The following is a 25,001-nucleotide window of genomic DNA, read 5'->3' as shown; positions in this document are numbered from 1 at the left end:
AATCGTTACTCGCCCAACATTTCCAAAAACTCCGTTTCAGAAATCATTTTGACGCCCAATTTTGTGGCTTTGTCGAGCTTAGAAGCTCCCGCTTTTTCCCCTACAATCAAGAAGTTGAGTTTTCCCGAAACCCCGCTAACAAGTTTGCCGCCGTTTGCTTCAATTTTGTTTTCGAGTTGCTCGCGGCTCATACTGGCAAACGTGCCTGAGTATAAGAATGTCTTCCCTTCGAGGGAGTTTGACTCCATCACCACGGGAAGGTCGTCGGTTTCCATTTTGAGACCTGCGGCGCGGAGACGCTCGATGTAGGCACGGTTTTGGTCATCTGCAAAGTATTCTATCAAACTTTGGGCAATTTTTTCGCCGATTTCGGGGACATTACGTAGGGCTTCCAAGTCAGCATTCATCAGTGCGTCGATGTTTTTGAAATACGCAGCCAGTTTTTCAGCGACTGTAGCACCGACAAAACGAATCCCGATGGCAAACAATACTTGCTTGAAAGGAACTTGTTTGGATTGCTCAATTCCTTTTAAAATATTCTCAACGGTCTTTTCCTTAAACCCAATTCGCTTGGTTTTTCCCGTTTCGTCGTCGGTGATGACTTTTTCTAACCCAAATAGTTTTTCATAAGTCAAATCGTACAAATCTGCGGGGGTGTTTACCAAACCTTTGTCAAACAATAACTCAATTTTCCCTTCGCCCAAACTGTCCAAATTCATGGCTTTACGGTGAATAAAATGCTCGATTTTACCACGAATTTGGGGTGGACAGCCGCGCTCATTGGGGCAATAATGATTGGCTTCGCCATCTTTACGAACGAGCAGCGTGGCACATTCGGGGCAGTGGGTTGGGTAGTAGATAGGGGACGTTAGGCGAAACGCACGTGCTTGTGGGTCAACTCCCGTGATTTTAGGAATAATTTCTCCCCCTTTTTCTACAAAAACGACATCGTTGAGCATCAGCCCGAGGCGCTCGATTTCGTTGGCATTGTGCAAGGAAGCACGCTTCACGCGGGTGCCCGATAGCCAAAGCCCTTTGCCGTCTTCGTTGAGGTTGTCTAAGTTAGCCACGGGCGTCAAAGCCCCTGTTCGCCCCACCTGGTACGAAACAGAACGCAAAACACCTGGCTTGTTTTCTGCTTTGTATTTGTAAGCAATCGCCCAGCGCGGACTTTTGGCCGTAAAGCCTAATTCACGTTGTTGGGCGAGCGAATTTACTTTGATAACAATCCCGTCCGTCGCTAAAGGAAGGGTGTGACGTTTTTCTTCCCATTGGTGAATGTAGGCCAAAACGTCGTCGATGGTAGCGCATTTCTCCCACGAAGGCGACACGTTAAAACCCCATGCTTTGAGGGCTTCGAGGCTGTCGGAATGGGTTTCAAACACGTCTTCGTCGCTCAAAAAATAATAAACATAACAGTCTAATCCCCGACGAGCTGACTCGGCCGAGTCTTGAAGCTTGAACGCGCCCGATGCTGCATTGCGTGGGTTGGCGTAGGTTTGCTCGTCGGCTTCTTCGAGTTCTTTATTGAGCTTTTCAAAGGACGAAATTGGCATAAAACCTTCACCACGGACTTCAAAAGAAAGGGGCAAGGAGCGAAGGGCAGAATTGGATTTCGAATCTTGTACCTTCAACGGCAGGGTTTTGATGGTTCGGACGTTGGCAGTGATGTCATCGCCTCGAACGCCGTCGCCACGAGTTACGCCTCGCACAAGTACACCATTTTCGTAGGTCATACTGAGCGAAATGCCGTCGAATTTTAATTCACAAACATACTCAAAGTCTGCGCCATTAAGCCCTTTTCTAACCCGCTCGTCAAAGTCGCGTAGGTCTTGTTCATTGTAGGTGTTTCCCAACGAAAGCATGGGGTAACGGTGCTCGACCGCCGCAAAATTTTTGGTAATAGTACCTCCTACGCGTTGGGTGGGAGAATCGGGACGTTTGAGGTCGGGATATTGATTCTCGAGCGAGACAAGCTCTTCGAGGAGTTGGTCAAACTCGTAATCGCTGATTTCAGAAACGCTATCTTGGTAATACCGATGGTTGTAAAAATTGAGGCGTTCGGTCAGTTCGTTAATGCGGTCGGCTACAGACATGGCTATAAGAATGTTTGCAATGGGATAGGCCGCGAAGTTAGAGAATCTAAACCAAAAAGCCTACCTTCTTACCATCCGTGGTGGTACAACAAAAACGCGAATACATACAGCCAAAGCACATCTACAAAGTGCCAATAAATGGTAATGAGTTTGATTTTAAGCTGATTGGGAGGGTTGACACTAAAGACAAAAGCGTCCACGTAACTGTGGTTTTTGATGGACTGATACACGGCCCATGCCAATACCGCAACTCCAATAACAATGTGCAAAATATGAATGCCAGAAAGAAGGTAAATAAACCCAACGGATGGATTATTGACGGTTGAAATGCCCGCCTGAATAAGTTGCGTCCAGCCCAAGAATTGTAAGACAACAAAAAGCACACCCAAGCCAAGGGTAGTACCTATGAAAGAACGAAACTTCGGAAATTGATCTTTTTGTAAGGCAAGATTAGCGCCGTGCAGGGTAAAGCTACTGGCGATAATTACACAGGTACTTACCCAAAAAAGCGATGGAAGTGGTACATCCGTCCAATGGATACCTGCCGATTTTCGCATGACATACACCCCCAGCAAAATTGTAAACAGAAGCATACTTCCCCCAAGTCCCAGCCAAAGCATAAAATTGAAAGGTTCACGGCGTTTGGTGAAACGATTTTCTTTTTCGATGAAGGCTTTTGCCATGGTGCTTAGCGGGTCAAGTGAAGTTTAAAAAAATCAAGTGAGTTCTCCTTTCCAAACGGTGTAAGAGGTAAAAATGTTCTGTAAATCGGGCACTTTCTCAAAAATTCCAAATACAGTCGAGCCTGAGCCTGTCATACTGGCGTACAAAGCACCTGCTTCGTACAATTGGTCTTTTATTTGAGGTAAAACGGGGTATTTTAGAAAGAGTCCGTTCTCAAAATCATTCTTTACCCAATGACGCCATTCTTCAATGGGACGTTGCAATGCTTCGCGCAAATCTATCTCAGCTTTTTGTGGAACTACGCCCGCGTAGGCTTCGGCGGTGGAGATGTGGAGGTTGGGATAGACCAGAACAATGCCTTTGCCTTTGAGGGAAAGCGAAATGTCTTCAAATTGGTCTCCTTTCTCAAAACAAAATTGAGGTTGATTTTCGATAAAAAAAGCACAGTCGCTGCCCAAACGTCGGGCGTAATTTTGGAGGGCGTCCGTAGAAAGCGATAGTTTGAAGGTATCGTTTAGGAGTTTTAATACAAAAGCAGCATCCGAAGACCCGCCGCCCATACCCGCACCAATGGGTACGATTTTAAGTAAGTGCATGGCCACTGGCGGCAACTCAAAATCAGCTTTCAGCAATTCGTAGGCTTTTACACATAGATTTTTGGCGGGGTCGCCTGGGATATCAATGCCTGAAGAACTAAAGCTGAATTCGGTGGCGGGAATGATTTCAACGACATCTGACCAACCCACGGGGTAAAAACAAGAAGCAATGTTGTGAAATCCATCGGGGCGTTTTTCCGTGATTTGAAGCCCGATATTGATTTTGGCGTTGGCAAAAGCAACCATACAATTGGAAGAAAAACAAGAGGTTGTCCAAAAAGTAACAGGTCACAAAATATTCTTTGGTTTCAACCTCATCCCAACCCTTCTCCTTTCTGGAGAAGGGCTTAAAAAGTCCCCATCTCCAGAAAGGAGAGGGGGATTTAGGGGACGGTCGGCCGCTGCCGTGAGGTTGAACAAAGGCCGAAGATAATTTGGTGATACCAGACTTTTTGGACAGCCTCATGTTAGAATAAACTCTATTTTAGTATAACATCCGAAACTTAATCGTTTCTTCTACATTCTTAATTTCGTCAATGAACCCATCTTCGTAGCTGCGTTCTACATCCATGATGACGTAGCCGATTTGCTCGTTGGTTTTGAGGTATTGACCCGTGATGTTAACATTGTATTTGGCAAAAATGTTATTGAGTTTGGCCAAAATACCTGGTACATTTTTGTGAATATGCAACAAACGGTGCGAACCTTTGAGGAGTGGAAGCTGCACTTCTGGGAAGTTGACGCTACCTGTGGTGCTACCATTGTTGATGTATTCCAACAAGCGCTCAGGAACATAATGACCAATTCCTTCTTGGGCCTCTTCGGTACTCCCTCCAATGTGCGGCGTAAGAATTACGTTGGGCAATCCGCGAAGTTCACTTTCAAAAGGTTCGTTGTTGGTTTTGGGTTCATACGGGAACACGTCAACCCCAGCGCCCCATACTTTTCCGCTTTTGAGGGCTTCAACCAACGCTTCCACCTCCACCACGTGGCCACGGGCAAGGTTCAAAAATACCACCCCATCTTTCATCAACTCAAACTCGCGTTTGCCGATGACGTTTTTGTTATCTTTCCGACCGTCGATGTGCATACTTACCACGTCGGCAATACGCAAAAGGTCGTCTAACGACTTGAGTTTCTTGGCATTTCCGATGGGCATTTTGTCAACTACATCGTAGAAATAGACCTCCATTCCAAGCGCTTCGCCGATGACTGAGAGCTGCGTTCCGATGTGACCATAGCCAACGAGACCAAGTTTTTTACCACGAACTTCAAAGCTATTATTGGCAGATTTGTCCCATTTGCCTTCGTGCATTCCGTTGCTCTTGGTGACCACGTTACGGATGAGCATAATCATTTCGCCCACGGCCAATTCTACCACCGAACGCGTGTTGCTGTAAGGCGCATTGAAAACGGCGATTCCTTTTTCGGTAGCAGCTTTGAGGTCAATTTGGTTGGTACCGATACAAAAAGCACCGATGGCTATCAAACGCGGCGCATTTTCAAGAACGCGGCGTGTAACGTTTGTTTTGGAACGAATACCCAAAATGGTAACATCCTTGATTTTTTCAATCAATTCGTCTTCGTCCAAAGCACCCTTTAAAAATTCTACGTTAAATCCTTGTTCCTCAAATGCTTGACGAGCTACTGGGTGGACGTTTTCGAGCAAAAGAATCTTGATACGGCTCTTTGGGTAGGATTGCGAACGAGGTAAATTGTTCAAAAACAAAAACTCATCCAACGACGGTACGATGTGGTCGGCGACGCTTGTTACTTTGGCCCGCTCCACGTTTTCGGTAAAGGCATAAAAACGACTTGCTACGCCTGCTTCGCGGAGTTCATAGTCGGTATATCCATCGCCAATGACGCAGACATCGCCAGGAAGCGCAAGCGATTCGAGTAATTTTACCTTTCCTTTATCTTGCGACAACACGTTTTCGTCGTCCACGCCAATGATGCTGTCATCGGCGTCAAAACGGAACGTATTGGCATACACATTTTCTTCTTTAAGCCCTAATTCAGTGACGATTGGGACAATAAACTCCTTAAAACCACTCGAAACGATAAGAATAGCCTCGGAATAGTCGCGGAGGAACGCTCGGTTGCGAGCAAACGAATCTGAAACTTTGGTACGCAAAAAATCAACCAGTGCTTCGACGTGGCTGCGATTTGCTTGAAGAAGCGAAATACGTTGGCGCAAACCTTCCGCAAACGACAATTCGCCGTTCATGGCGGCATCGGTCAAATCACGGATTTGTTGAACTACTTTTTCGCGGTTGGGATTGCCCGCGAGGGCAATGTTAGCCAATTCGTCCAGACCTTCGACCTGCGTAAACGTGCTGTCGAAATCAATGACGTAATAGGTTTGTTCAATCGTGTTGGTGAGCATTCTGCAAAAAATTATAAACTGAGATAAATATGTCCGTTAAAGAACAAGTGACTTTATACCAATTGGATGAAGTCTCTAAAAATATAAGGCTTAATTGAGGGTTTTATGGCCCTAAATTCGACAATGTCTATTTTGCGTTGGGTGAGCTTTTCTAAATCTTCTTCCATTTGCAAGAGCTCAAAAATTGTCATACCCTCCTTTTCAATGGCTAAATCTATATCGCTATGCTCATTTTGTTCACCACGAGCAAATGAACCAAACAAACCTGCTTGGATTACGTGATGTTGACGCAAGTAATTTTGTACTACGTCAAAAAAAGCGAAAGATGAGCTCATAGTTTCTTTCGTAAAATTTACTGCAAATTTACCGTTCCTTTTTGGCATTTTTGCAAACTTGTCAAAAAATGGAAGGTTCTTTTAGAACTTTGTTAATACGCTGGCAGAAAAAAAATCATGAAAATACTTCATACGGCCGACTGGCACTTAGGTAAACAACTGCATAAATACAGCCTTGAAGAAGAGCAGAGCTTGTTTTTGAACTGGTTAGTAGCGCTGATTAAAGAACGAGAAATTGATGTGTTATTGGTTTCGGGTGATGTTTTTGATACCGCAAACCCTTCTAACCAAGCATTGTCTCAGTATTATGGTTTCCTCAAAAAATTGGTCGGAACGGGCTGTCATGTGGTAATTACGGGAGGCAACCACGACTCACCAGGGGTTTTGAACGCTCCGCGTGAACTGCTGCGTTTTTTGGACATTAAAGTCATTGGAAATGCGCAAGAAAAAATAGAAGATGAATTGTTGCACATCGACACTCCTAAAGGGGATGTCGTAATTGCGGCAGTGCCCTATCTGCGCGATGCCGATTTACGAAAATCGGTCGTGGGCGAAGGATATGACGACCGTTTGTTGGCGTTGCGCCAAGGGATTCGAGGGCATTACGAACAACTCGCGCATCTCTGCGCCGAACGCTATCCTCAAAAATGCGCTATTGCAATGGGGCATTTGTACGTCAACGGGGCGTCGGTGAGTGAGAGCGAGCGCGATATTCACGTCATTGGGGGCGAAGCGGCTTTTTCAGCCGACTTTTTTCCCGAGGGCTTTGATTACATTGCGTTGGGGCACATTCACAAGCCACAACGCATTGCAAACTCCGACTTCGTGCGCTACTCGGGCTCGCCGATTCCATTGAGTTTTAGTGAAAGAGATGACCGAAAATACGTGCTAGAACTAACCCTCAAGGACGATAAAATTGAAGCAGTGGAACCCATTTCGGTGCCTATTTTTCGAGAACTACGTTGCTTTACGGGCAATTTGGAGGAAGTAGAAGCCGCACTTAATGCGTACGAAGTGATCACTCCCTTGCCACCTTATGTGGAAATCCACGTGACCGAACCTTATGCTGACCCGCAAAAAGAGGTGTATTTCAGCTATTTAATTCGAGAGTTTGAGACTGCTCCTTTCAAAATAATCAAGCCTCGCCTGTCTTTTACCAACCGCACTCAAGGTGCCGATGAACTCTATGTTACAGGTACTTCTATTCAAGATTTAACACCAAGGGATGTTTTTCAAAAACGCCTTTTATCCGAAAACCTCGACGAGGAAACCCAGCAGCTTTTGGCCGAAGCTTTTGAAGAACTGTGGCGTGAAGTGGTCGAGCAAAACTGATTTTAACCATGAAAATTCTTCGACTTCGATTCAAAAATATTAATTCGTTTTACGGTGAACATCCTTGTATTGACTTTACGGCTAATCCGTTAGCGGTTTCTGGTTTGTTTATTATTTCGGGGCCAACGGGGGCGGGCAAATCGACGCTGCTTGACGTTATTACGCTGGCATTGTACAATGAAATCCCGCGTTTTGGAAGTATTTCAAAAACCGAAATTGAAAAATTAGGCTCTATTGTCAATCTCAAAGCTGCTGAAGAACCTAGGGCCGAAGCCTACGCAGAGGTAGAATACGAGGTAAAAGGAGGTCAGTACCGTTCGCGTTGGAGTATTTCGCGAAACCGAAATGATAAATGGAACAATTATCAGATGGAAATCGCGGAGCTTCCTTCTGGTAATTTATTGGATATTAAAGGGTTGTCGCAGTTTCCAAAAAAGAATGAAGAACTTATTGGGCTTACGTACGAGCAATTTGTGAAGTCAATCGTGTTGGCGCAGGGGAGTTTTGCCGAGTTTTTACGCGCCAAAGCCCACGACCGTTCCAAATTGTTGGAAGACATTACGGGCCAACGAATCTACCGTCAACTCGGGGCCGCGTCGTATTTGAAGGATAAACTCTTCAAAGAACAACTTGAACTCAAAGAAAAAGAGCTAAAGTTGGTTTCGATGCTCACCGAAGAAGAAGTGACTCAGTTTCAGCAAACCAAAATCACGACCGAAACGCATCAGGTTCAAGCAGAGAAAGACGTGCAGTTTTGGGAAAAAGAAAAGTCGGTATTGGAGCGTTGTTATGACCTTCAACAAAAGTTGGAGAAAGTCGCAAAAGAGGTTCAAGTTCTCGAAAATGAGCAAGAAACTTTTAAACCAGACGCTTTGAGACTCCTCCAACACGAACAAATTAGCGAGTGGGCGGGAGAGTTGGCGACTTTACAATCTCAGCAAACGCAGTTGAAAGGGCTGGAAGAACGCGGAAAATCGCTTCAAACGCAAATAGAAGGGCAGATAACCATCATCGAAACGACGCATCAACAAATCACGCATTTGGTGCAAAAATCGGTTCCGAAAGAGCGTTTACTGGCGGAATTGAACGTTTTTGAGGGGGAAATTTTGCAACTCGATACGGAAATTGAAAAACTTAATGCTGAGATTCGACCTGTTTTTACGGCTATAAAACAAGAAGTTTCCGCAACCAATCACCCTTGGCTTAGAACGCTTTCGGTTGAAAAGTTAGACGAAGCGTATGCCCTTCTTCAGCAGAAAAAACAAGAAATTCAGCAAGAGGTTGCGCGCTTTCGGGTAGATTTTGAAGCAGAAAAAGAGCTCGCTCAATTAGCCAATCGGCAAAACGCCTTGATGGAACTAAAGGCAACCTTGACACGTCGAAACGAATGGTACACCCAAGGTCTTGATGCTAAAAAAGCCTTGGAGGAATCGACGGCAAAAGTAAACGAACGACAACCTCAATGGGCAGCACTTCAGCAAAAAATGACTGAAATGGAGGCCAAATTGAAAGTTCTTCAAGCGCAGAAGGAAAAAGAGCAACAAAAATTTAACCTCGAAGACCTTCGCAATGCCCTGCAAAATGGGGAAGAATGTCCTTTGTGTGGTTCTACGCACCATCCCTACGTCCATGCCTACATGAATGCACTTTCTAAGGTGCAAATGGAGCTAGATTTGCTCGAAAAGGAGAAGAAAGAGGTAGATGCTTCAATGCAAAAAGTAGGGGCGGAGTTAAACCAAGCGCAGGGGTCAATGACAAAAGTGACCGAAAATTTGGTCAAAATTCGTGAGGAGTACCGAAAAGCCAAAGAGGAAGGTGAAAAAATGTTGACAGGGTTGGGATTGGCATTGGATAGTACCCTGGAGCAATTGGCCCAAGAGCAGAAGCAATTAGGGGACTTGCAAGAACAAATTACTAAGTGGCAGAAAGTCAACGATATGAATGCCGTGATAGGTAAATTATTGGGGCAATATGAAGTGCTTTTTGAGCTAAGGGTACGAAAGTCGGCGAAAGAATTAGAAAAACAACAGCGTTATGCTGGCAAGGATATTCGTACCGAAAGTCAAGCATTACGGAATACGTTGACCAACGCGGAAACAACTTGGCAGATAGCACAGAAACAAAAAATTGAAACCGAAAATGGCATTGCAGTTGAGCGTGAAAAAGTAAAGCATCTGGCCAGTATGTTATCAACTCATTTAGCGGCTAAAGGAATTGAAAGTATCGAAAAAGCCAATGAACTTTTACTGCCAGCCCTAGAGATTGAAAAATTGCGAACCAAACGTAAAGTGCTAGAAGATCGCGAAAAAGAGCTAGCCATCAATCGGAAAACTTGGGAAGAGCAATTAATGGAAACCGCAAAACTTCGCCAAGCTGAATTACCGTTGGAGGATGTAGAATTTAAAGTCAAAATAAGCCGCAGTTTACGTGATCAATATTTGAGGGAAGTATCGGAGATTGGAGCTAAATTGGCGCATCATGAAGCCCAACAGGCCAAATTTTCAACCCTACAAACAGAGCTCGAACAACTACGGAAGGAACGGAAAAAATGGGATTTGCTCAACCGCTACATTGGCGACCGTGAGGGAAATAAATTCAGCAATTTTGCGCAAAACTTAACGCTTTCTAACTTAATTGGACTTGCAAATCAGCGATTAAGGTATTTATCTGACCGTTATATTTTGGATAAACCGAAAGAAGAGACCGAAAGCCTTTTTGTAATAGATACGTATCAAGGAAATGCCCAACGCGCAGTCAATACGCTGTCGGGTGGTGAAACTTTCACCCTTAGTTTAGCCCTCGCACTGGCCCTTTCCGATTTGGCTTCGCAAAACGTGAGCATCGAGAGTTTGTTTATCGACGAAGGGTTTGGTACGCTCGACCCCGATTCACTCGACATGGCCTTGAGTATGTTGGAACGCTTGCAGTCGGAGAGTGAAAAAACGATTGGAATCATCTCGCACGTGGAAGCATTGAAAGAGCGCATCGGAACGCAAATTCGCCTCTTCAAAAATGGCAATGGGCAAAGCACGATGGAAATTGTGGGGTGATAATCATCAAGCCCCACAACACTTCTTGTATTTTTTCCCGCTTCCACAAGGGCAATCATCATTGCGGCTGATGGCAATCGTTTTGCCCGAAAGATAAAACCACTGATAATGTTCTTTCACAAAGAGCGAGTGTTCGTAATGCACCCGACTCTTTTTGTCTTCGTCGATATACAACGCTTGGAAAGCTACTTCTCCTTGCGTATCGAGCGCCGAACCTTTGGCAGTAGAAATAATTTTTAACCCTTTCCACTGCGACTCCTTGGCCCATTGCTCGATGGAGGCTTTATCAAACTGAGCTCGCTTGCTGAGATGAGTGGTTGCAATCAGGTAATCGCTGGCTACGACGCAGTATGCCGAATAGCGTGATTTCATCAGTTCTAAGGCAGTTGCAGCGGTACGTTTTCCTGATATAATGCTACCACAGCATTCATCAAAGGAAAGAGAGGAGCCACAGAAACAGGTGGTTGTCATTGAGGAGAAATTGGGTTTATTATCTTCAAATGGGTACAATAAATAGGGTTTTGAGAAACCCTGCGTTTGGATATGAGTATCCAAATACACAAAAAAGCGGCTCAGCGCCGCTTTTTTGTGCTATTATCATTGCCAAAGAGAGCTAGTCAATCAATCTAAACAGGCGATTCCAGCGGATTTTGGTTAAGATAGACTTTGGATTTGGATCAATCGACATCCAAATAAAGACCGCTTTCCCAACGATGTGGTCGGCAGGAACAAAGCCCCAAAAACGCGAGTCCGCCGATTCGTAGCGGTTGTCGCCCATCATAAAATAGTAGTCTTGTTTGAATGTGTAACTCGTAATGGCTTTGCCATCTACGGAAACTTTACCCTTGTCGAGCACTACTTTTTCAGGGTCATTGTGGTCAAAATACTTAATCACATAGCCGTATTTGGTCACGTTGGCAGAATCCAGTTGGATTGTCATGCCTTCTTTAGGCACTTGCATTGGTCCCCAAAAATCAGGATTTTGCTTCGCAGCGGCTGGGAAAAGTCCCATTTCAGGAGCAGAAGCTGCATATTGACTAACGTGTGTCACAGAGCGGATAAAGCTATGTTTTTTCAAATCGTCCACGGTTTGGGGGGTGGTACGAATTTGATACACAAAATGGTTCGGCTTGGCCGTATCACCAGGAAACGTACCATAATCCCGAATATCTTCATTTTCAAAAAAACGATCATCCAACAAGTCACTTGATTCCAAACGGTACATCAACTGGGCCTGTGGAGGGGTTTCCCCTTCTTTACCATTGATGTAAACCAAACCATTTTTAACTTCCACCACGTCGCCTGCTACCGCAATACAACGTTTGATGAAGTTGGTACGTAAGTCAACGGGGAAATTTTTGTAACCTCCATTCCCAACGAGTGGATCTTCAAACGGTTCCTCTGGGTCGCCAGGATAGTTAAAAACAACCACGTCGTTGCGTTTTACCGATGTGAAGCTTGGAAGGCGAAACATCGGGAGTTGAATTAAGGTAGAAAACGAGGGAATATTGGTTCCCCAAATGGTTTGGTGCGTAAGCGGTACTTGCAAGGGCGTACCAGGCGTCCGCGCTCCGTAGTGGAGTTTACTTACAAATAAAAAGTCGCCAATAAGCAGGCTTTTTTCCATGGATGACGACGGGATGGTGTACGCTTCCAATAGTAACCAACGGATAAGGGTAGCTGCTACTACAGCAAAAACGACCGAGTCGAGCCATTCTCTAAGGGCCGATTTTTTAGGTTTGGGTTGAGACATAAAAACAATTCTTATTGTAAACAAAAAACTATTCTCCTAGCAGCTCATCCATGCCAAACACGCCTTCGCGGGGAGCAAGCCATTCGGCAGCAACGACCGCGCCGAGGGCAAACCCTTGGCGATTGTGGGCAGTGTGTTTGATTTCGATGCTATCTACTTCGGAATCGTAGCGAATAATATGAGTACCAGGAACTTCTCCTTCGCGCAAAGATAGAATGGGGATTTGGTTTTCGGTGCCCTCTTCGGTATTTACCCATTCCGTTTTGTTAGAAAGTTGTTGAATTAAGCCTTCTGCCAACGTGATGGCCGTTCCACTTGGGGCGTCCAACTTATGAATATGGTGGATTTCGGTTGTATGCACCGAGTACTGCGAATAGGGAGCGATAAGTTTGGCTAACTGCTTGTTGAGGCGGAAAAACAAATTAACGCCGATGCTGTAATTTGACGCGTAGAAGAATGCCGCTTTATTTTCGATACACAGTTGCTCAATTTCGGGGCGGTGGTGCAGCCAGCCTGTGGTTCCACACACGGTTGGCAAGCCTTTACTCATGCACCATTTAAGGTTTTCATAGGCCGCTTCGGGGGCACTAAATTCGATGACGGCGTCCACGTTGTCGCGGCTAAATGTATCTAGTTCGTGGCGGTTAGAAATGTCAATTTTTCCAACTACTTGGTGGCCACGGCTCAGGACGATTTGTTCAATCACTTTGCCCATTTTACCGTAACCTAAAAGAAGAATATTCATAATTTATGTTTTGCAATACGTAATTTATTTGATAGGAACGACAACTTTTACCCCATATACTTGGCCCGTAAAAGAGTTGTTGTAAGTATCAGGCTCAAATCGAAAAGACAAATCTTCTGACATATCAAACGTTTTGAGGTGAGCCGATACGTTGGCTTCCACGGCTGCCAGTGCCCAAACACCCACTAACAACAAAAAATTGAGATCTCGATAGCGACGGTAAATATCTTTTCCTTGGGTAATACGGTCAAGGGGAAGGGTACGTGTTTGGTTTTGACTCCGCAAAAACACCTCCGCTTCTGTGCGTAGCTGCTTACCCGTTGTTACATCATAGCTAAAGTAATAAGGCCACAAAAAATCTTGGTAACGCACGTGGTAAAACCTTATAAAATAAGCAACGGCCCCTAAACCTCCATAAACAAAGGGCATTTTCCAGTATTGGCGATTGTATGCCTGCCCTAGCCCAGGAAACATCAATGAATAATAGGCTGCTTTGCGCGGACTATGTTTCTTTAGCGCAGCGTCGTTCAATGAACTTTTTGCGAGGCTGTTTTTGCTCAATTTTTTATTTTTGAGCGAATCCAACACCGTCGAATCAGCGGCCAAGGAGGATGCCGCCTTAGATAGACGCTTTTGGAGGGAGTCTGTTGCTGTTTGTTGCGCCTTCACCACCATTGCTCCCGACCATAGCCACAAACTGAAAAAAATCCCTAATGTTCTCAAGGTTCAAACTTTAAAACGTCTAAAATACGATCTAATTCTTCTTGGGAGGTAAATGGAATTTTAATTTCACCTTTTTGTTTGTCATCGGTTTTGATAGAAACCTTTGAACCAAAAAACGATGAAAGTTTAAATTGCAAGGAGCGAAGTTCTTGTTTCAACAGAGTCGGCTTGCGGTCTTTGTTGCTATCGTCGGGGTCGAGTTTAAGTGCCTGAACGGCCTCCTCTACCTTTCGGACAGACCAAGCTTCTTCAATGGTTCTACGGAATATTTTGAGCTGTGTCTCAGGGTTTTCGATGTTGATAATCGCCCGAGCGTGCCCCATCGTAATTTGATCATCGCGCAAGGCAGCTTGAATCAACGGGGGAAGTTTGAGCAAACGAATGTAGTTGTTGACCGTCGTCCGATTTTTACCTACTCGTTCTCCGAGTTCTTCTTGTTTAAGTCCACAATCCGAAATCAGGCGCTGATAACTTAGGGCAATTTCGATGGCGTTTAGGTTTTCGCGCTGAATGTTTTCAATCAAGGCCATTTCCAACATTTGTTGGTCATTGGCCGTACGAACGTAAGTCGGGATGTGGGTAAGTCCAGCAAGTTTGGAGGCTTGTAAACGCCGTTCTCCCGAAATCAATTGATAGCGATCTTTTCCGATTTGGCGTACCGTAATCGGTTGAATAATTCCCTGAATACGAATCGATTCCGCCAATTCATTGAGCGCTTCTTCGTCGAATCGGGTACGAGGTTGATAGGGGTTCGTTTCAATATGATCGACCGAAACTTCGTTCATCATGCTTACGCCTTCATGGGGCAACGGGCTTGAAGAACGATTGACATTGTCGCTGTCTTGGAGTAAAGCACCCAAACCACGACCAAGTCCTGTCATCTTTTTGGGAGCAGCTTTTCCGACATTTTCCATGTGCTAGAATTGTATGTTTTTAGATAGATTTTTGGAAAAATCTACTGTGTATTCAAATTGGTATCAATTACAGCGCTCTACGGCTGGTAGGTTCGTCTTGCTCTAGCAAGCCGTTTTTGTTCAAAACCTCACGAGCAAGGTTTAAGTAACTAATGGCTCCTTTACTGTCCGAATCCTGCGCAATGGTAGGTACACCGTAACTTGGTGACTCACTCAGACGGATATTGCGTGGAATGATGGTGTTGAAAACCATGTGCTTGAAGTGGGCAGTGACTTCATTTACTACCTGATTGGATAGACGCACCCGCATGTCGTACATGGTCAACAAAATCCCCTCAATCGTCAAACTTGTATTCAAACGAGTCTGGATGATTTTGATGGTATTCAGGAGTTTGCCTAAACCTTCAAGGGCAAAGTACTCACATTGTACGGGTACAATCACCGAATCTGCTGCCGTAAGGCTGTTGATGGTAATCAAACCCAACGAAGGCGAACAGTCGATGATAATAAAGTCGTACTCTTCTTTGATGGGCCATAGGGCCTCTTTCATTTTTTCTTCCCGACTTTTGAGATTAATCATCTCAATTTCAGCCCCTACGAGGTCGATGTGTGAAGGCAACAAGTATAGGTTTTCAAAGTTGGTTTCCACAATGGCTTGTTGTGGTATGACTCCCTCAACCATACACTCATAGATACTGTACTCAATCTCTTTGGGGTTGAAGCCCAAACCTGACGTAGAGTTGGCCTGTGGGTCGGCATCTACAATCAGCGTTTTGAAATCTAATACAGCCAAACTCGCTGCCAAGTTGATGGCTGTGGTGGTTTTGCCAACTCCACCTTTTTGGTTGGCTATTGCTATGATTTTTCCCATTGTTATTAGGTTTACCGCCTTCAAATATCCGTCTTTATTCCCAATAACCCAAACTGTTCCACGTAAAAAATGTTAAATGTTTCACGGTTTGGTACTTTTCGACCAAGTTTTAAACTAAAAACAAGGCAAAACCTGCACGGTAGGCAAGTGTTAGGAGGGGTATAGGTGTGTTATGAAATAATGAAATTTTGGTTTGGAGTATGTAGATCTGTGGGTTAGCCTAAAAGTAGAAATAAGCAAACGAGACTTTACTTCAAGTATATACGCGAAATATAGGCTTAACCATTCATAACCAATGAAGTACTTATTGATTTTGTCGGCTGCGGCGACTGTGACATTGGCCGCTTTTTCGGGAGATACACACCGCAAGCCTGAGCGGATTTTTGACGGCAAAAGTTTTAAAGGTTGGGAAGGCGATACCCTAAAAACGTGGCGAATTGAGCAGGGGGCATTGGTTGGTGGTTCTTTGCAAACAAAGGTGCCAAACAATGATTTTTTATGTACAAAACGGAGTTATTCTGACTTTGTTCTAAAGGCTAAATTTAAGTTGGTGGGCACCGAAGGATTCATCAATTCGGGGGTGCAGTTTCGAAGCAAACGGCTCACCAATCCGTCGTATGAAATGGAAGGATATCAGGCCGATTTGGGTGATAAATATTGGGGAAGCCTCTATGATGAATCGCGGCGCAACAAAACGCTGGCTGGAAAACCCGCCGAGGAAGTTGCTAAATTGCTCAAGCCTAACGATTGGAACGACTATGAGATTATAGCGAATAAACGCCATATTGTCCTTAAAATCAACGGTGTAACAACCGTGGATTATACCGAGCCTGATGTTAATATTCCGCAATCGGGTCTTATTGGCCTTCAAATTCACGGGGGAGGAAAGGCGTTGGTTTATTTTAAAGACATCTTCATCGAAGAATTAAAATAGGCCATACTGATTTAATGACCAAAGACCTAAACCTAACATTCAAATGGACAAACGAACATTTCTCAAAACCTCATCTATTCTTTTAACTGGTAGTATGCTTTCTAATTTGATGTCGTGTAAAAAAGCGGATCCGCGTACCAATTGGGCGGGAAATTTGACGTACAGTACGGAAAATTTACACATTCCAAAAAATGTGGAAGAGCTTCAGGATGCGATTAAAAAATGTAAAAAAGTGCGGGCATTGGGCACAAAACACTGTTTCAATACCATTGCCGATAGCAAAGAAAACCAAATTTCGACCGAGGCTTTTAACAAAATCATTGGTTTGGATAAAGAAAAAAACACGGTAACAGTAGAAGCTGGAATTAAGTACGGAGAAATGTGTAAGTATTTGGATGACAACGGCTTTTCGCTTCATAACTTGGCTTCTTTGCCGCATATTTCGGTGGCGGGGGCGTGTGCTACTTCCACGCATGGCTCGGGTATCAAAAATGGCAGTTTGGCGACGGCTGTTTCTGCCATTGAGTTGGTGAATGGAAAAGGAGAGGTGGTTTCATTGAGTCGTGAAAAAGACGGAGAAGAATTTGGGGCAGCGGTTGTAAACCTTGGGGCTTTGGGCATTGCGACCAAAATCACGCTTGACGTTCAGCCAACGTTCAAAATGAAACAGGTGGTGTATCAAAACTTGCCCATGTCGGCCTTGGAGAAAAATTTTGAAGCCATCATGTCAGGCGGATACAGTGTCAGCTTGTTTACCGATTGGCGTAATAAAAACGTGAGTGAGGTGTGGGTAAAAAGTAAGGCTGAGGACATGAAAGAAGTAGCTCCTGAGTTTTACGGGGCGAAATTAGCTACCAAAAACCTGCACCCAATTGAAGCCCTAGACCCCGTTAATTGTACAGATCAAATGGGGGTGGAGGGGCCTTGGTACGAACGTATGCCTCACTTCAAAATGGGTTTTACCCCCAGCAGCGGCAAAGAGCTACAGTCGGAGTATTTTGTGGCTTTTGAGCACGCGTATGAAGGGTTTATGGCGATTGAAAAATTAAACGAAAAAGTAGCTCCCCACTTGTTTATTACCGAAGTGCGGGCAATTGCGGCGGATGCGTTACCGATGAGTCCATTTTACAAAAAAACGTGCGTAGCTTTCCATTTTACGTGGAAACAAGAAGTGGAGGCGGTAATGGCGCTTTTGCCCGAAATAGAAGAGGCGTTGGCGCCCTTTGCCCCTCGCCCTCATTGGGGTAAAATTTTTACCCTAAAACCTGCGGTACTACAATCACGCATTGAAAAACTGGCCGATTTTAAAAAAATCATGGAAAAACATGATCCCGAAGGCAAATTTCGGAATGAGTTTATTGAGACCAATCTTTTCATTTAGATAACCAGGTTGAACGTATTAAAATATAGCTTTACTATTTATTGCTCCAGAGGAGCTAAATCTTAGTAGAAAGAATGACCTAGGTCTTCCCCCAAGCCCCATCGGGGTGACATCTTTTACCGAGGGTCGGTTGCCCCGATGGGGCCTCGGTAGGTGTTTGTTTGCCTTTTTCTACTAAGATTTAGCCTCGCTGAGGCTACTTTTTTAAATGCGTTTAACCTGTTAAATAAGATGATAAAATGCAAGTAAGACCTTTATTTTTGGGAAAAAGTGAGGCATCCAAAACAAGGAAGAACCTATTTGATAATAGGTCGGGAACAAAAAGCACCCAATGGCGCAGAAGGTAAGTCCGTTTTGAAAATGAGGAAGTGTCTCGGTTTTAGAAAGATATACTATTGCAAATAGCAATAGAACAAAACCGTAGGCATAACTTCTGGAAAAATCTAAGACCAAGCTGCCTGCTGCTATCACACCTAGTGCGCTAAACATAAACATCAGTAGGTAAAACCAATCTTTTTTGGCTACCATGCTCACAACCGCCCCAAGAAGAAGAAACCAAGCACATTCGTAGGTGACAGTCAGACCCATAGGAAACGAATTGTATTGATTGGCGTCAAAGCCCAGCATTGATTTATCGGTTTGCATTCCCAAAGACGACATGATGTAGAGCCTCAAAACTATAAATAGCACAATACCCACCATCGCCGCCCAAGTAGCTTGGTAGCGTTTGAACGAAAATACGTTGCTGAGGGTGACATTGTGGGCGTTACTTTCTTGCCAAAACCACCACAAAACCGCCGCACTACTGCCAATGACGGCGCGTTCATCGACAAATCCACCGAGGACAATGCCAAGAACAATCAACAATGGATTTCGGAAATTAACAATGACTAAGAGAAGGAGATAGGCAAGTGGGTCGTGGTAGAAAAAATCAAAGAAAGTCCATTTGGTGACAAATAAATTGGCAAACATAAACGTGGCTAGGACACTTGCTGTGGAAGTTAGGTACTTAGAAAGGAACCGAATTAATAGCACAACAAACAAAATCCCGACGATAAATTGAATACCAACGTAGTGTTTTGCCCTTAGTCCTACTGTGTGGAGGGTAACAGGGACGAGTGGGCGAAAAATTCGTTTTTTGAAGTGAGATATGTCGCCTTCGCTTAGTACTTTTCCCGTAAACAAATGGTCAGGTAAATTCTGAAATGGGTGGGTGCCAATCCAATCAATCACTTCAAAGCGAGCAGCAAGGCGTTGCCCTCCTGTATCCATTTTTACCAGTGCCTGATAATCAGGGAAAGAGGTAAGCAAGATGTACAAAACTGTAAAGACAGTAAGCTTGGTTTTCCAATATGGGTTATTGGTAAAGATTGCTAACCAGTTGAAAAGTTTGTTGCTCCAAAAATTCCAGAAAGTAAGGGCCATGACATAAGAGGTAAGAGGGCGCAAAGATAGCTAATAACACAAAAAAGGCGTCAGAATTTGTATCTGACGCCTTTTTTGTGGGTGACTTGGAGTAGGTTAAACCGCGAAACTCTCGCCGCATCCGCAAGTACGGCTGGCGTTGGGATTGACAAACTGAAACCCTTTGCCATTCAGACCATCCGAAAAATCGAGGATTGTCCCAGCTAAGTAAAGGATGCTCTTTTTATCAACCACAATCCGAATCCCTTTGTCTTGGAACTCCATGTCGGTGGGTTGTTTGGTTGAATCAAATTCCAAATTATACATCAGCCCCGAACAGCCTCCGCCAACCACTCCTACACGAATGTGGCTGTCTTCAGGACGCCCTTCTTCACGACGTAATTCAAGGATTTTATCTTTTGCTTTATCGCTTACTGTGACCATGTCTTTATTAACTTTCGATAGTTTTTGAAGGCAAATTAATTATTTTCAAAACCAAAATCAACGGTTAAAAGTTTCCGAACTTAGGGTGATGACCGTAGGTTTCTCCGTAAATCCTGTGGTTATGGTAAAACAAATCGTAATTTTGGGGGTTAAACCTACGATGTATAAAGTAGAACTATGAAGCATTTTCATCTTAAAGTTAAAGAAGTTATCAAAGAAACCCCCGATGCGGCTACGATTGCTTTTTGGCATCCGTTGAGCGAAATGATTAAGTACCAAGCGGGACAGTTTTTGACCATATTGCTGACCATCAATGGCGAAAAAGTGCGTCGGTCGTATTCAATGAGTAGCTCGCCCCATACCGATACCGCCCCTGCCGTTACCGTCAAACGTGTTCCAGGAGGTTTGGTGTCCAATTGGCTTTTGGACAACGTCAAAGAAGGAGATTTTTTGGAAGTACTCGAACCCATGGGGCATTTTCAGGTTTTGCCCGATGCGCGCAACGCCCGCACTGTTGTGTTGATTGGAGCTGGGAGCGGTGTCACCCCTTTGATTTCTATTGCCAAATCGGTGTTGAAAGTAGAGGCGGAGAGTCGGGTAGTGCTCTTGTATGGCAATCGGAAAGAAGAAAGTATTATTTTTAAACAACAACTCGACGAGCTGAGCCGTATATATGGCGATCGCTTTGTGCTTTATTATGCCTTAACTCAGCCTTCTGACGCGTGGGTAGGCGTACGAGGCCGTTTGAATAAGTTAACTATTTTAGAGATTTTCGAAGGAATAGGAGGGTTGAAAAACGCATCGGCCGAGTATTTCTTGTGTGGGCCAGACGGGTTGATGGAAATGACGAAAGAGACATTATTGGCGTGGGGTGTAGCCGAAGAAAAAATCCATCGGGAGAGCTTTGCCACGGCCACCACCCATGTAGTGCATGAAGCTGAGGACGACGGAAGCCTAAAGACGCAAGAAGTGAAAGTGTTGTACGAAGGGGAAGAATACACGTTTAATGTAGAACCGCACCAAACGATTTTGGAAGCAGCCCTCGAACTTGACATTGACTTGCCCTATTCGTGTCAGGCGGGGATGTGTACGGCTTGCATGGGAAAATGTACGTCGGGGAAAGTGCAACTGGACGAAGAAGATGGCCTTACCAAATCGGAGTTAAACCAAGGGTATATTCTGACCTGCGTTGCCCATCCACTTACCAAGGGAGTGGTTATTGAGATTGAATAATAGTTTTGGCATTTTTTTTGCCCACCTTTTTGAATTAAATAATAAGAGTATGGAAATTACATTGCGCCCCTACGAACTCAGTGACCGCACCACACTGGAAGAAATTTTTATGATGAATACTCCTAAATACTTTGACCCCAAAGAATTGGGCGACTTCTTGGAGTATTTGGATATTTTTGGAGATGACTACGTCGTAGCAGTTGTGGATAGGAGAGTGGTAGGTGGTGGTGGCTATTGGGTGCGTTCGTTTGACCAGCAAGGAGGACTTTCATGGGCTTTTGTGCATCCCGACTTTCAGGGTACGGGCGTTGGCAAGGAACTAGCTTTGTATCGAATTGAGCAAATTCGCCAATCGGGAGTAGCCAAAACCATCATGGTCGAAACGTCGCAACATTCGTTTGGTTTCTACGAAAAACTTGGATTTAAACTTTTAAACCGCCAAATCGACTACTGGGCCAAAGGAATCGACTTATACTCAGCAGTGTTGGAGTTATAAAAAACAAAGTGTACCCCGCTTTGAATAAAACTATCAGGTTAAACGCATTAAACACAAAGTAGCGTCAGCGACGCTAAATCTTAGTAGAAAAAGGGAATAAACACCTCCCCCCAAGCCTAATCGGAGCAACGGCACTCGGTAAAAGATGTCACCCCGATGGGGCTTTGTTTCTGACCTAATTCATACTTTCTACTAAGATTTAGCTCCTCTGGAGCAATAAATAGTAGCGTGTCTTTTTAATGCGTTTAACCTAATACAAAAAGCCCTCCCTGAGGAGAGCTTTTTGTAAAAGTAGGCCGATTCAATTACAAACGTGACACCGCCTGTTGAACAAAAGCTGTCAACTCGCTACCTGTCAGCATCCCTTGCGAAAGCAATGCTAGGTTATATGCGTGACGGATTAGTTGTTTTTGCTCATCTTCTGCTGCGGTCAGGATTTTCTGCGTTACAGGGTGGTTGGCATTGATGGCCACGTTCAGCATTTGAGGCATATCACCGAACATCGACTTCTGACCAGAGGTAGCCGCCATGTCGTTCATACGACGGATAAATTCTGGAATGGTAATGACTACTGGCAACTCGTCGGTAGGCATTGGTTCTACGCTGATGGTCAGTTTAGGAGCCCCACCTAGGGTTTGCTCAAACAAATTTTTCGCTTTTTCCTCGTCGTCTTTCGACAATACGCTTTCCAGCTTGATTTCTTTTTCAATAAGCTTGTCGAGCGTATCAGCATCTACGCGCTTGATGTTTGTTTTCTCTATTTTGTACTCGATGCCGTTGATAAAGTGCGGGTCAATCACACTGTCAAATACGAGTACATCGTAGCCGCGTTTGGTAGCCGATTGGATGTAGGCGTCTTGCTTTTGTAAGTCGCTGGCGTACAACCATACCACTGTGTCATTCTTATCGGTTTGATTTTCTTTGACTTGGGCGGTGTATTCCTCAAATGTAAAGTGTTTGCCTTGGGTGTTTTTAACCAAGCAGAATTCTTTGGCTTTTTCGCCAAATTTTTCGTCGGAAATGATACCGTACTTGACAAACAAGCCAATGTCATCAAACTTTTTCTCAAATCCTTCGCGGTCGTTGCGGAAAATCTCAGAGAGTTTGTCGGCGACTTTACGCGTGATGTACCCACTGATTTTCTTGACGTTACCATCGGCTTGAAGGTAGCTACGCGACACGTTGAGCGGGATGTCGGGAGAGTCGATAACCCCGTGAAGAAGCGTTAAGAAATCAGGCACTACGTCTTTGACTTCGTCCGTAATAAACACCTGACGACTGTACAATTGGATTTTTTCCTTGCGGGCCGAGAAGTCGTTTTTCAGTTTGGGGAAATACAAAACTCCCGTCAAATTGAACGGATAATCGACATTAAGGTGAATCCAGAACAGCGGATCTTCGCTCATCGGGTGAAGCTCTTTGTAAAACGCCAAATAATCTTCATCCTTGAGCTCGGAAGGTGCTTTTACCCAAATAGGGGTAGGATTGTTGATGATTTTCTCGTCAAACTCAATCTCAATAGGCAAAAATTTGCCGTATTTTTCAAGGATTTCGGTGAGGCGGTATTTGCTCAAAAACTCTTCCGAATCTTCGGCGATATGGAGGACAATGTCCGTACCACGGTCGTTTTTTTCGGCAGGTTCGATGCTAAACTCGGTGCTTCCGTCGCATATCCAACGAGCGCCTTCGGAGCCGTCTTTAAACGATTTGGTAATGATTTCTACCTCTTTTGCCACCATAAACGCTGAGTAGAAACCTAGACCGAAGTTACCGATGATATTGCCACGGGTATCTTCCTTTTCTTTGTATTTTTCAACAAACTCAGCCGCGCCCGAGAAGGCGATTTGGTTGATGTATTTTTTGATTTCGTCGGCTGTCATCCCGATACCACGGTCGCTGATGGTAATCGTTTTTGCCTCTTCGTCAAGCTTTATCGATACTTTCAATTCACCAAGTTCACCATTGAACTCACCAAAATCGGCTAATTTCTTGATTTTTTGAGTGGCATCTACGGCGTTTGAAACCAACTCACGTAAGAAAATTTCGTGGTCTGAATAGAGGAATTTTTTGATAATTGGAAAAATATTGTCGGTATGAATCGACAATTGCCCTTTTTCGGCCTGTACGTTTGCTTCCATAATTCTGTTTTACGGTTTTTACAGTTTTTGGTTTTCTGGCTTGATTACCTAAAAAATGTATTCCACCGCTTTATTAACTGACATAATGGCAAAAAAAAGAGCTGTCAGATTTTCAAACCTGACAGCTCTTTTTTATCGACAGTCGATGGACTATCGACTATTTCTGCACAAACTTCACCCATACTTCACGCATAGGTACTTGTTTGCGGCCTGTGGTATCTTTAGGGTTAATGCCCGTACCTCGTCCTTCGGCATCCACTCGTACGAAGCTAATGCCTGATTTTATAAATTGGTCCTTCAACGCATACACACGTTTTACCGACAGCACTTTGTTGGTCAATGGCGGTTTGGCATCGTTGGCGTAGGCCACGAGTTTGATTTGGGCAGTTGGGTATTTTTTCAACAAATCGGCCAATGCTTGTACGGGCTGAGAAGCTGTTGCTTTTAATTGAACCGTATTGTCTTCAAAATCTACGTTTTCAAACTTAAAAGCTTTTCCTTTGGCTGCGGCAGCATCTGCCAAATACGTTGCCATTGGACTCTCGGTCGTAGTTGCGGCGGGCGTCGTTGGAGGAGCTGCAGTGGTCGTGTCGGCTGTTTTGGTAGCAGTGATTGGTTCTTGAATCGTACGGGCTTCTGCAAGCGTATCAGCATCTATTTCTGTGTCAACCGACGAGGTATCTCGCTGACTCCAGAAGTAAATACCAGCTCCAAGAACAGCAACGACCAAGAGGCCGACTCCCACCCATTTGAAATTAATTCGGCCCAAACCCGAATCTTCCACATCGACGCCGACCAAAAATGGTTGCTTAGCTGGAATAGGCTCAGAACTTTTGGTGATGGTTGTTGATTGTTCGGCACGAGGTACTTCAAAACTCTGTAAAAGGTATTGAATACCAACGGTTTCGATGATACGGTCGTTGAGGTCAGGTACGACAGTAAGGAGGCTTTCACGTTGTTCTCCCAAATAAGCCGCCAACGACTCGGCATCAAATTGTTTCTCAGCTACTACCTTTTTCAACACCGAGATAATAATTGACATCGAAATGCCACTCAACGATGATGCAAGCGAGTTTTTTGTGCCAGAGTATTTCGTCACCATGCTACAAACAGAGCTTTTGAAACCAGGGAGCACTGTATTGAGGATTTTTTCGCCAGCCGCCTTGAATTCCTCTAATTCTGAGGTCGTTTTCAAAATTCTGGGAAGTTGCTCGGGAGAAAATGGGGTGTTTTTTACCTGATTAAAAATAAGTTTCATCCCCGATTCATTGGAGGCTCGCTTAATAAGACCACCCACAATCGAAGCGGCAAAAGCATCAATTGCTTTTTGGATTTTCTCTGTTTTTTCGTTGTTCTGTACCGCAATCTGATTTACGATACCCTCAGTCAATGTCTCCTTCAGAGATGCAAATAAGTTCATTTTCAATGTTTTTTTATGAGTTAGAACCCCAGGAGGAAAAGTGAGAAAGTACGCAACTATGCC

General features: G+C 44.4%; 21 protein-coding genes. 6 read left to right on the top strand and 15 right to left on the bottom strand.

The features are described 5' to 3' along the window. Positions 1-5: 5 nt before the first annotated feature. The 5 genes from ligA to AC23P2_RS27340 form a co-directional block, all read right to left on the bottom strand. Entirely contained in the window at positions 6-2,096 is a 2,091-nt protein-coding gene (gene ligA / locus AC23P2_RS27360) for an NAD-dependent DNA ligase LigA (RefSeq protein ID WP_487776139.1), read from the bottom strand. 68 nt (positions 2,097-2,164) lie between these two features. Continuing rightward, positions 2,165-2,779, bottom strand: coding sequence for a cytochrome c oxidase subunit 3 (locus tag AC23P2_RS27355; protein WP_487776138.1), 615 nt, complete (start codon positions 2,777-2,779; stop codon positions 2,165-2,167). A 33-nt stretch (positions 2,780-2,812) separates the two neighbouring features. Further along, on the bottom strand, positions 2,813-3,622 hold the full coding sequence (gene ispE, locus AC23P2_RS27350) for a 4-(cytidine 5'-diphospho)-2-C-methyl-D-erythritol kinase (protein WP_487776137.1): 810 nt from the start codon (positions 3,620-3,622) through the stop codon (positions 2,813-2,815). Between the two features lie 238 nt (positions 3,623-3,860). Next, positions 3,861-5,765 (bottom strand): phosphoglycerate dehydrogenase, encoded by a 1,905-nt coding sequence (gene serA / locus AC23P2_RS27345; RefSeq protein WP_487776136.1) that lies wholly within the window; start codon positions 5,763-5,765, stop codon positions 3,861-3,863. A gap of 53 nt (positions 5,766-5,818) precedes the next feature. Then, positions 5,819-6,148 carry a nucleotidyltransferase family protein gene (locus tag AC23P2_RS27340; RefSeq protein WP_487776135.1) on the bottom strand — a complete coding sequence of 110 codons (330 nt, stop codon included), beginning with the start codon at positions 6,146-6,148 and terminating at the stop codon, positions 5,819-5,821. Between the two features lie 69 nt (positions 6,149-6,217). Between AC23P2_RS27340 and AC23P2_RS27335 the strand changes: the two genes are divergently transcribed. Both AC23P2_RS27335 and AC23P2_RS27330 read left to right on the top strand, forming a co-directional pair. Continuing rightward, positions 6,218-7,432, top strand: coding sequence for an exonuclease SbcCD subunit D C-terminal domain-containing protein (locus AC23P2_RS27335; RefSeq protein ID WP_487776134.1), 1,215 nt, complete (start codon positions 6,218-6,220; stop codon positions 7,430-7,432). An 8-nt stretch (positions 7,433-7,440) separates the two neighbouring features. Continuing rightward, complete coding sequence (locus tag AC23P2_RS27330; RefSeq protein ID WP_487776133.1) at positions 7,441-10,482, top strand: AAA family ATPase; 3,042 nt, start codon at positions 7,441-7,443, stop codon at positions 10,480-10,482. Between the two features lie 6 nt (positions 10,483-10,488). Here AC23P2_RS27330 and AC23P2_RS27325 read toward each other — a convergent pair whose 3' ends face one another. From AC23P2_RS27325 to AC23P2_RS27300, 6 genes are all read right to left on the bottom strand, one after another. Next, complete coding sequence (locus AC23P2_RS27325) at positions 10,489-10,953, bottom strand: YchJ family protein (protein WP_487776132.1); 465 nt, start codon at positions 10,951-10,953, stop codon at positions 10,489-10,491. 142 nt (positions 10,954-11,095) lie between these two features. After that, on the bottom strand, positions 11,096-12,235 hold the full coding sequence (gene lepB, locus AC23P2_RS27320; protein WP_487776131.1) for a signal peptidase I: 1,140 nt from the start codon (positions 12,233-12,235) through the stop codon (positions 11,096-11,098). A 28-nt stretch (positions 12,236-12,263) separates the two neighbouring features. Then, entirely contained in the window at positions 12,264-12,980 is a 717-nt protein-coding gene (dapB, locus tag AC23P2_RS27315) for a 4-hydroxy-tetrahydrodipicolinate reductase (RefSeq protein WP_487776130.1), read from the bottom strand. 24 nt (positions 12,981-13,004) lie between these two features. Next, positions 13,005-13,703: a DUF5683 domain-containing protein gene (locus AC23P2_RS27310; RefSeq protein ID WP_487776129.1), complete on the bottom strand. Its 699-nt coding sequence runs from the start codon at positions 13,701-13,703 to the stop codon at positions 13,005-13,007. Further along, entirely contained in the window at positions 13,700-14,617 is a 918-nt protein-coding gene (locus AC23P2_RS27305; RefSeq protein WP_487776128.1) for a ParB/RepB/Spo0J family partition protein, read from the bottom strand. The genes AC23P2_RS27310 and AC23P2_RS27305 overlap by 4 nt, the downstream gene beginning before the upstream one ends. Before the next feature lie 67 nt (positions 14,618-14,684). Then, positions 14,685-15,488: a ParA family protein gene (locus tag AC23P2_RS27300; RefSeq protein WP_028522222.1), complete on the bottom strand. Its 804-nt coding sequence runs from the start codon at positions 15,486-15,488 to the stop codon at positions 14,685-14,687. A 295-nt stretch (positions 15,489-15,783) separates the two neighbouring features. On the opposite strand from AC23P2_RS27300, the gene AC23P2_RS27295 reads away from it, so the two are divergent. Continuing rightward, entirely contained in the window at positions 15,784-16,422 is a 639-nt protein-coding gene (locus tag AC23P2_RS27295) for a 3-keto-disaccharide hydrolase (protein ID WP_487776127.1), read from the top strand. 43 nt (positions 16,423-16,465) lie between these two features. Continuing rightward, complete coding sequence (locus AC23P2_RS27290; protein ID WP_487776126.1) at positions 16,466-17,803, top strand: FAD-binding protein; 1,338 nt, start codon at positions 16,466-16,468, stop codon at positions 17,801-17,803. 222 nt (positions 17,804-18,025) lie between these two features. On the opposite strand, the gene AC23P2_RS27285 is transcribed toward AC23P2_RS27290, so the two are convergent. Together AC23P2_RS27285 and AC23P2_RS27280 are read right to left on the bottom strand one after the other, a co-directional pair. Beyond that, positions 18,026-19,228, bottom strand: coding sequence for a hypothetical protein (locus AC23P2_RS27285; protein WP_487776125.1), 1,203 nt, complete (start codon positions 19,226-19,228; stop codon positions 18,026-18,028). Positions 19,229-19,324: 96 nt separating this feature from the next. Further along, positions 19,325-19,651, bottom strand: coding sequence for a HesB/IscA family protein (locus tag AC23P2_RS27280; RefSeq protein WP_028522226.1), 327 nt, complete (start codon positions 19,649-19,651; stop codon positions 19,325-19,327). Between the two features lie 177 nt (positions 19,652-19,828). Between AC23P2_RS27280 and AC23P2_RS27275 the strand changes: the two genes are divergently transcribed. Both AC23P2_RS27275 and AC23P2_RS27270 read left to right on the top strand, forming a co-directional pair. After that, positions 19,829-20,884 (top strand): 2Fe-2S iron-sulfur cluster-binding protein, encoded by a 1,056-nt coding sequence (locus AC23P2_RS27275; protein ID WP_487776124.1) that lies wholly within the window; start codon positions 19,829-19,831, stop codon positions 20,882-20,884. A gap of 49 nt (positions 20,885-20,933) precedes the next feature. Next, positions 20,934-21,380 carry a GNAT family N-acetyltransferase gene (locus AC23P2_RS27270; protein WP_487776123.1) on the top strand — a complete coding sequence of 149 codons (447 nt, stop codon included), beginning with the start codon at positions 20,934-20,936 and terminating at the stop codon, positions 21,378-21,380. A gap of 305 nt (positions 21,381-21,685) precedes the next feature. Here AC23P2_RS27270 and htpG read toward each other — a convergent pair whose 3' ends face one another. After that, positions 21,686-23,518 (bottom strand): molecular chaperone HtpG, encoded by a 1,833-nt coding sequence (htpG, locus tag AC23P2_RS27265; protein ID WP_487776122.1) that lies wholly within the window; start codon positions 23,516-23,518, stop codon positions 21,686-21,688. Positions 23,519-23,675: 157 nt separating this feature from the next. Beyond that, positions 23,676-24,938, bottom strand: coding sequence for a DUF937 domain-containing protein (locus tag AC23P2_RS27260; RefSeq protein ID WP_487776121.1), 1,263 nt, complete (start codon positions 24,936-24,938; stop codon positions 23,676-23,678). Between the last annotated feature and the right edge of the window lie 63 nt (positions 24,939-25,001).

Source organism: Runella sp. R0.1_18 (assembly GCF_057652155.1).
This window is presented reverse-complemented; position numbering and strand designations above follow the sequence as displayed.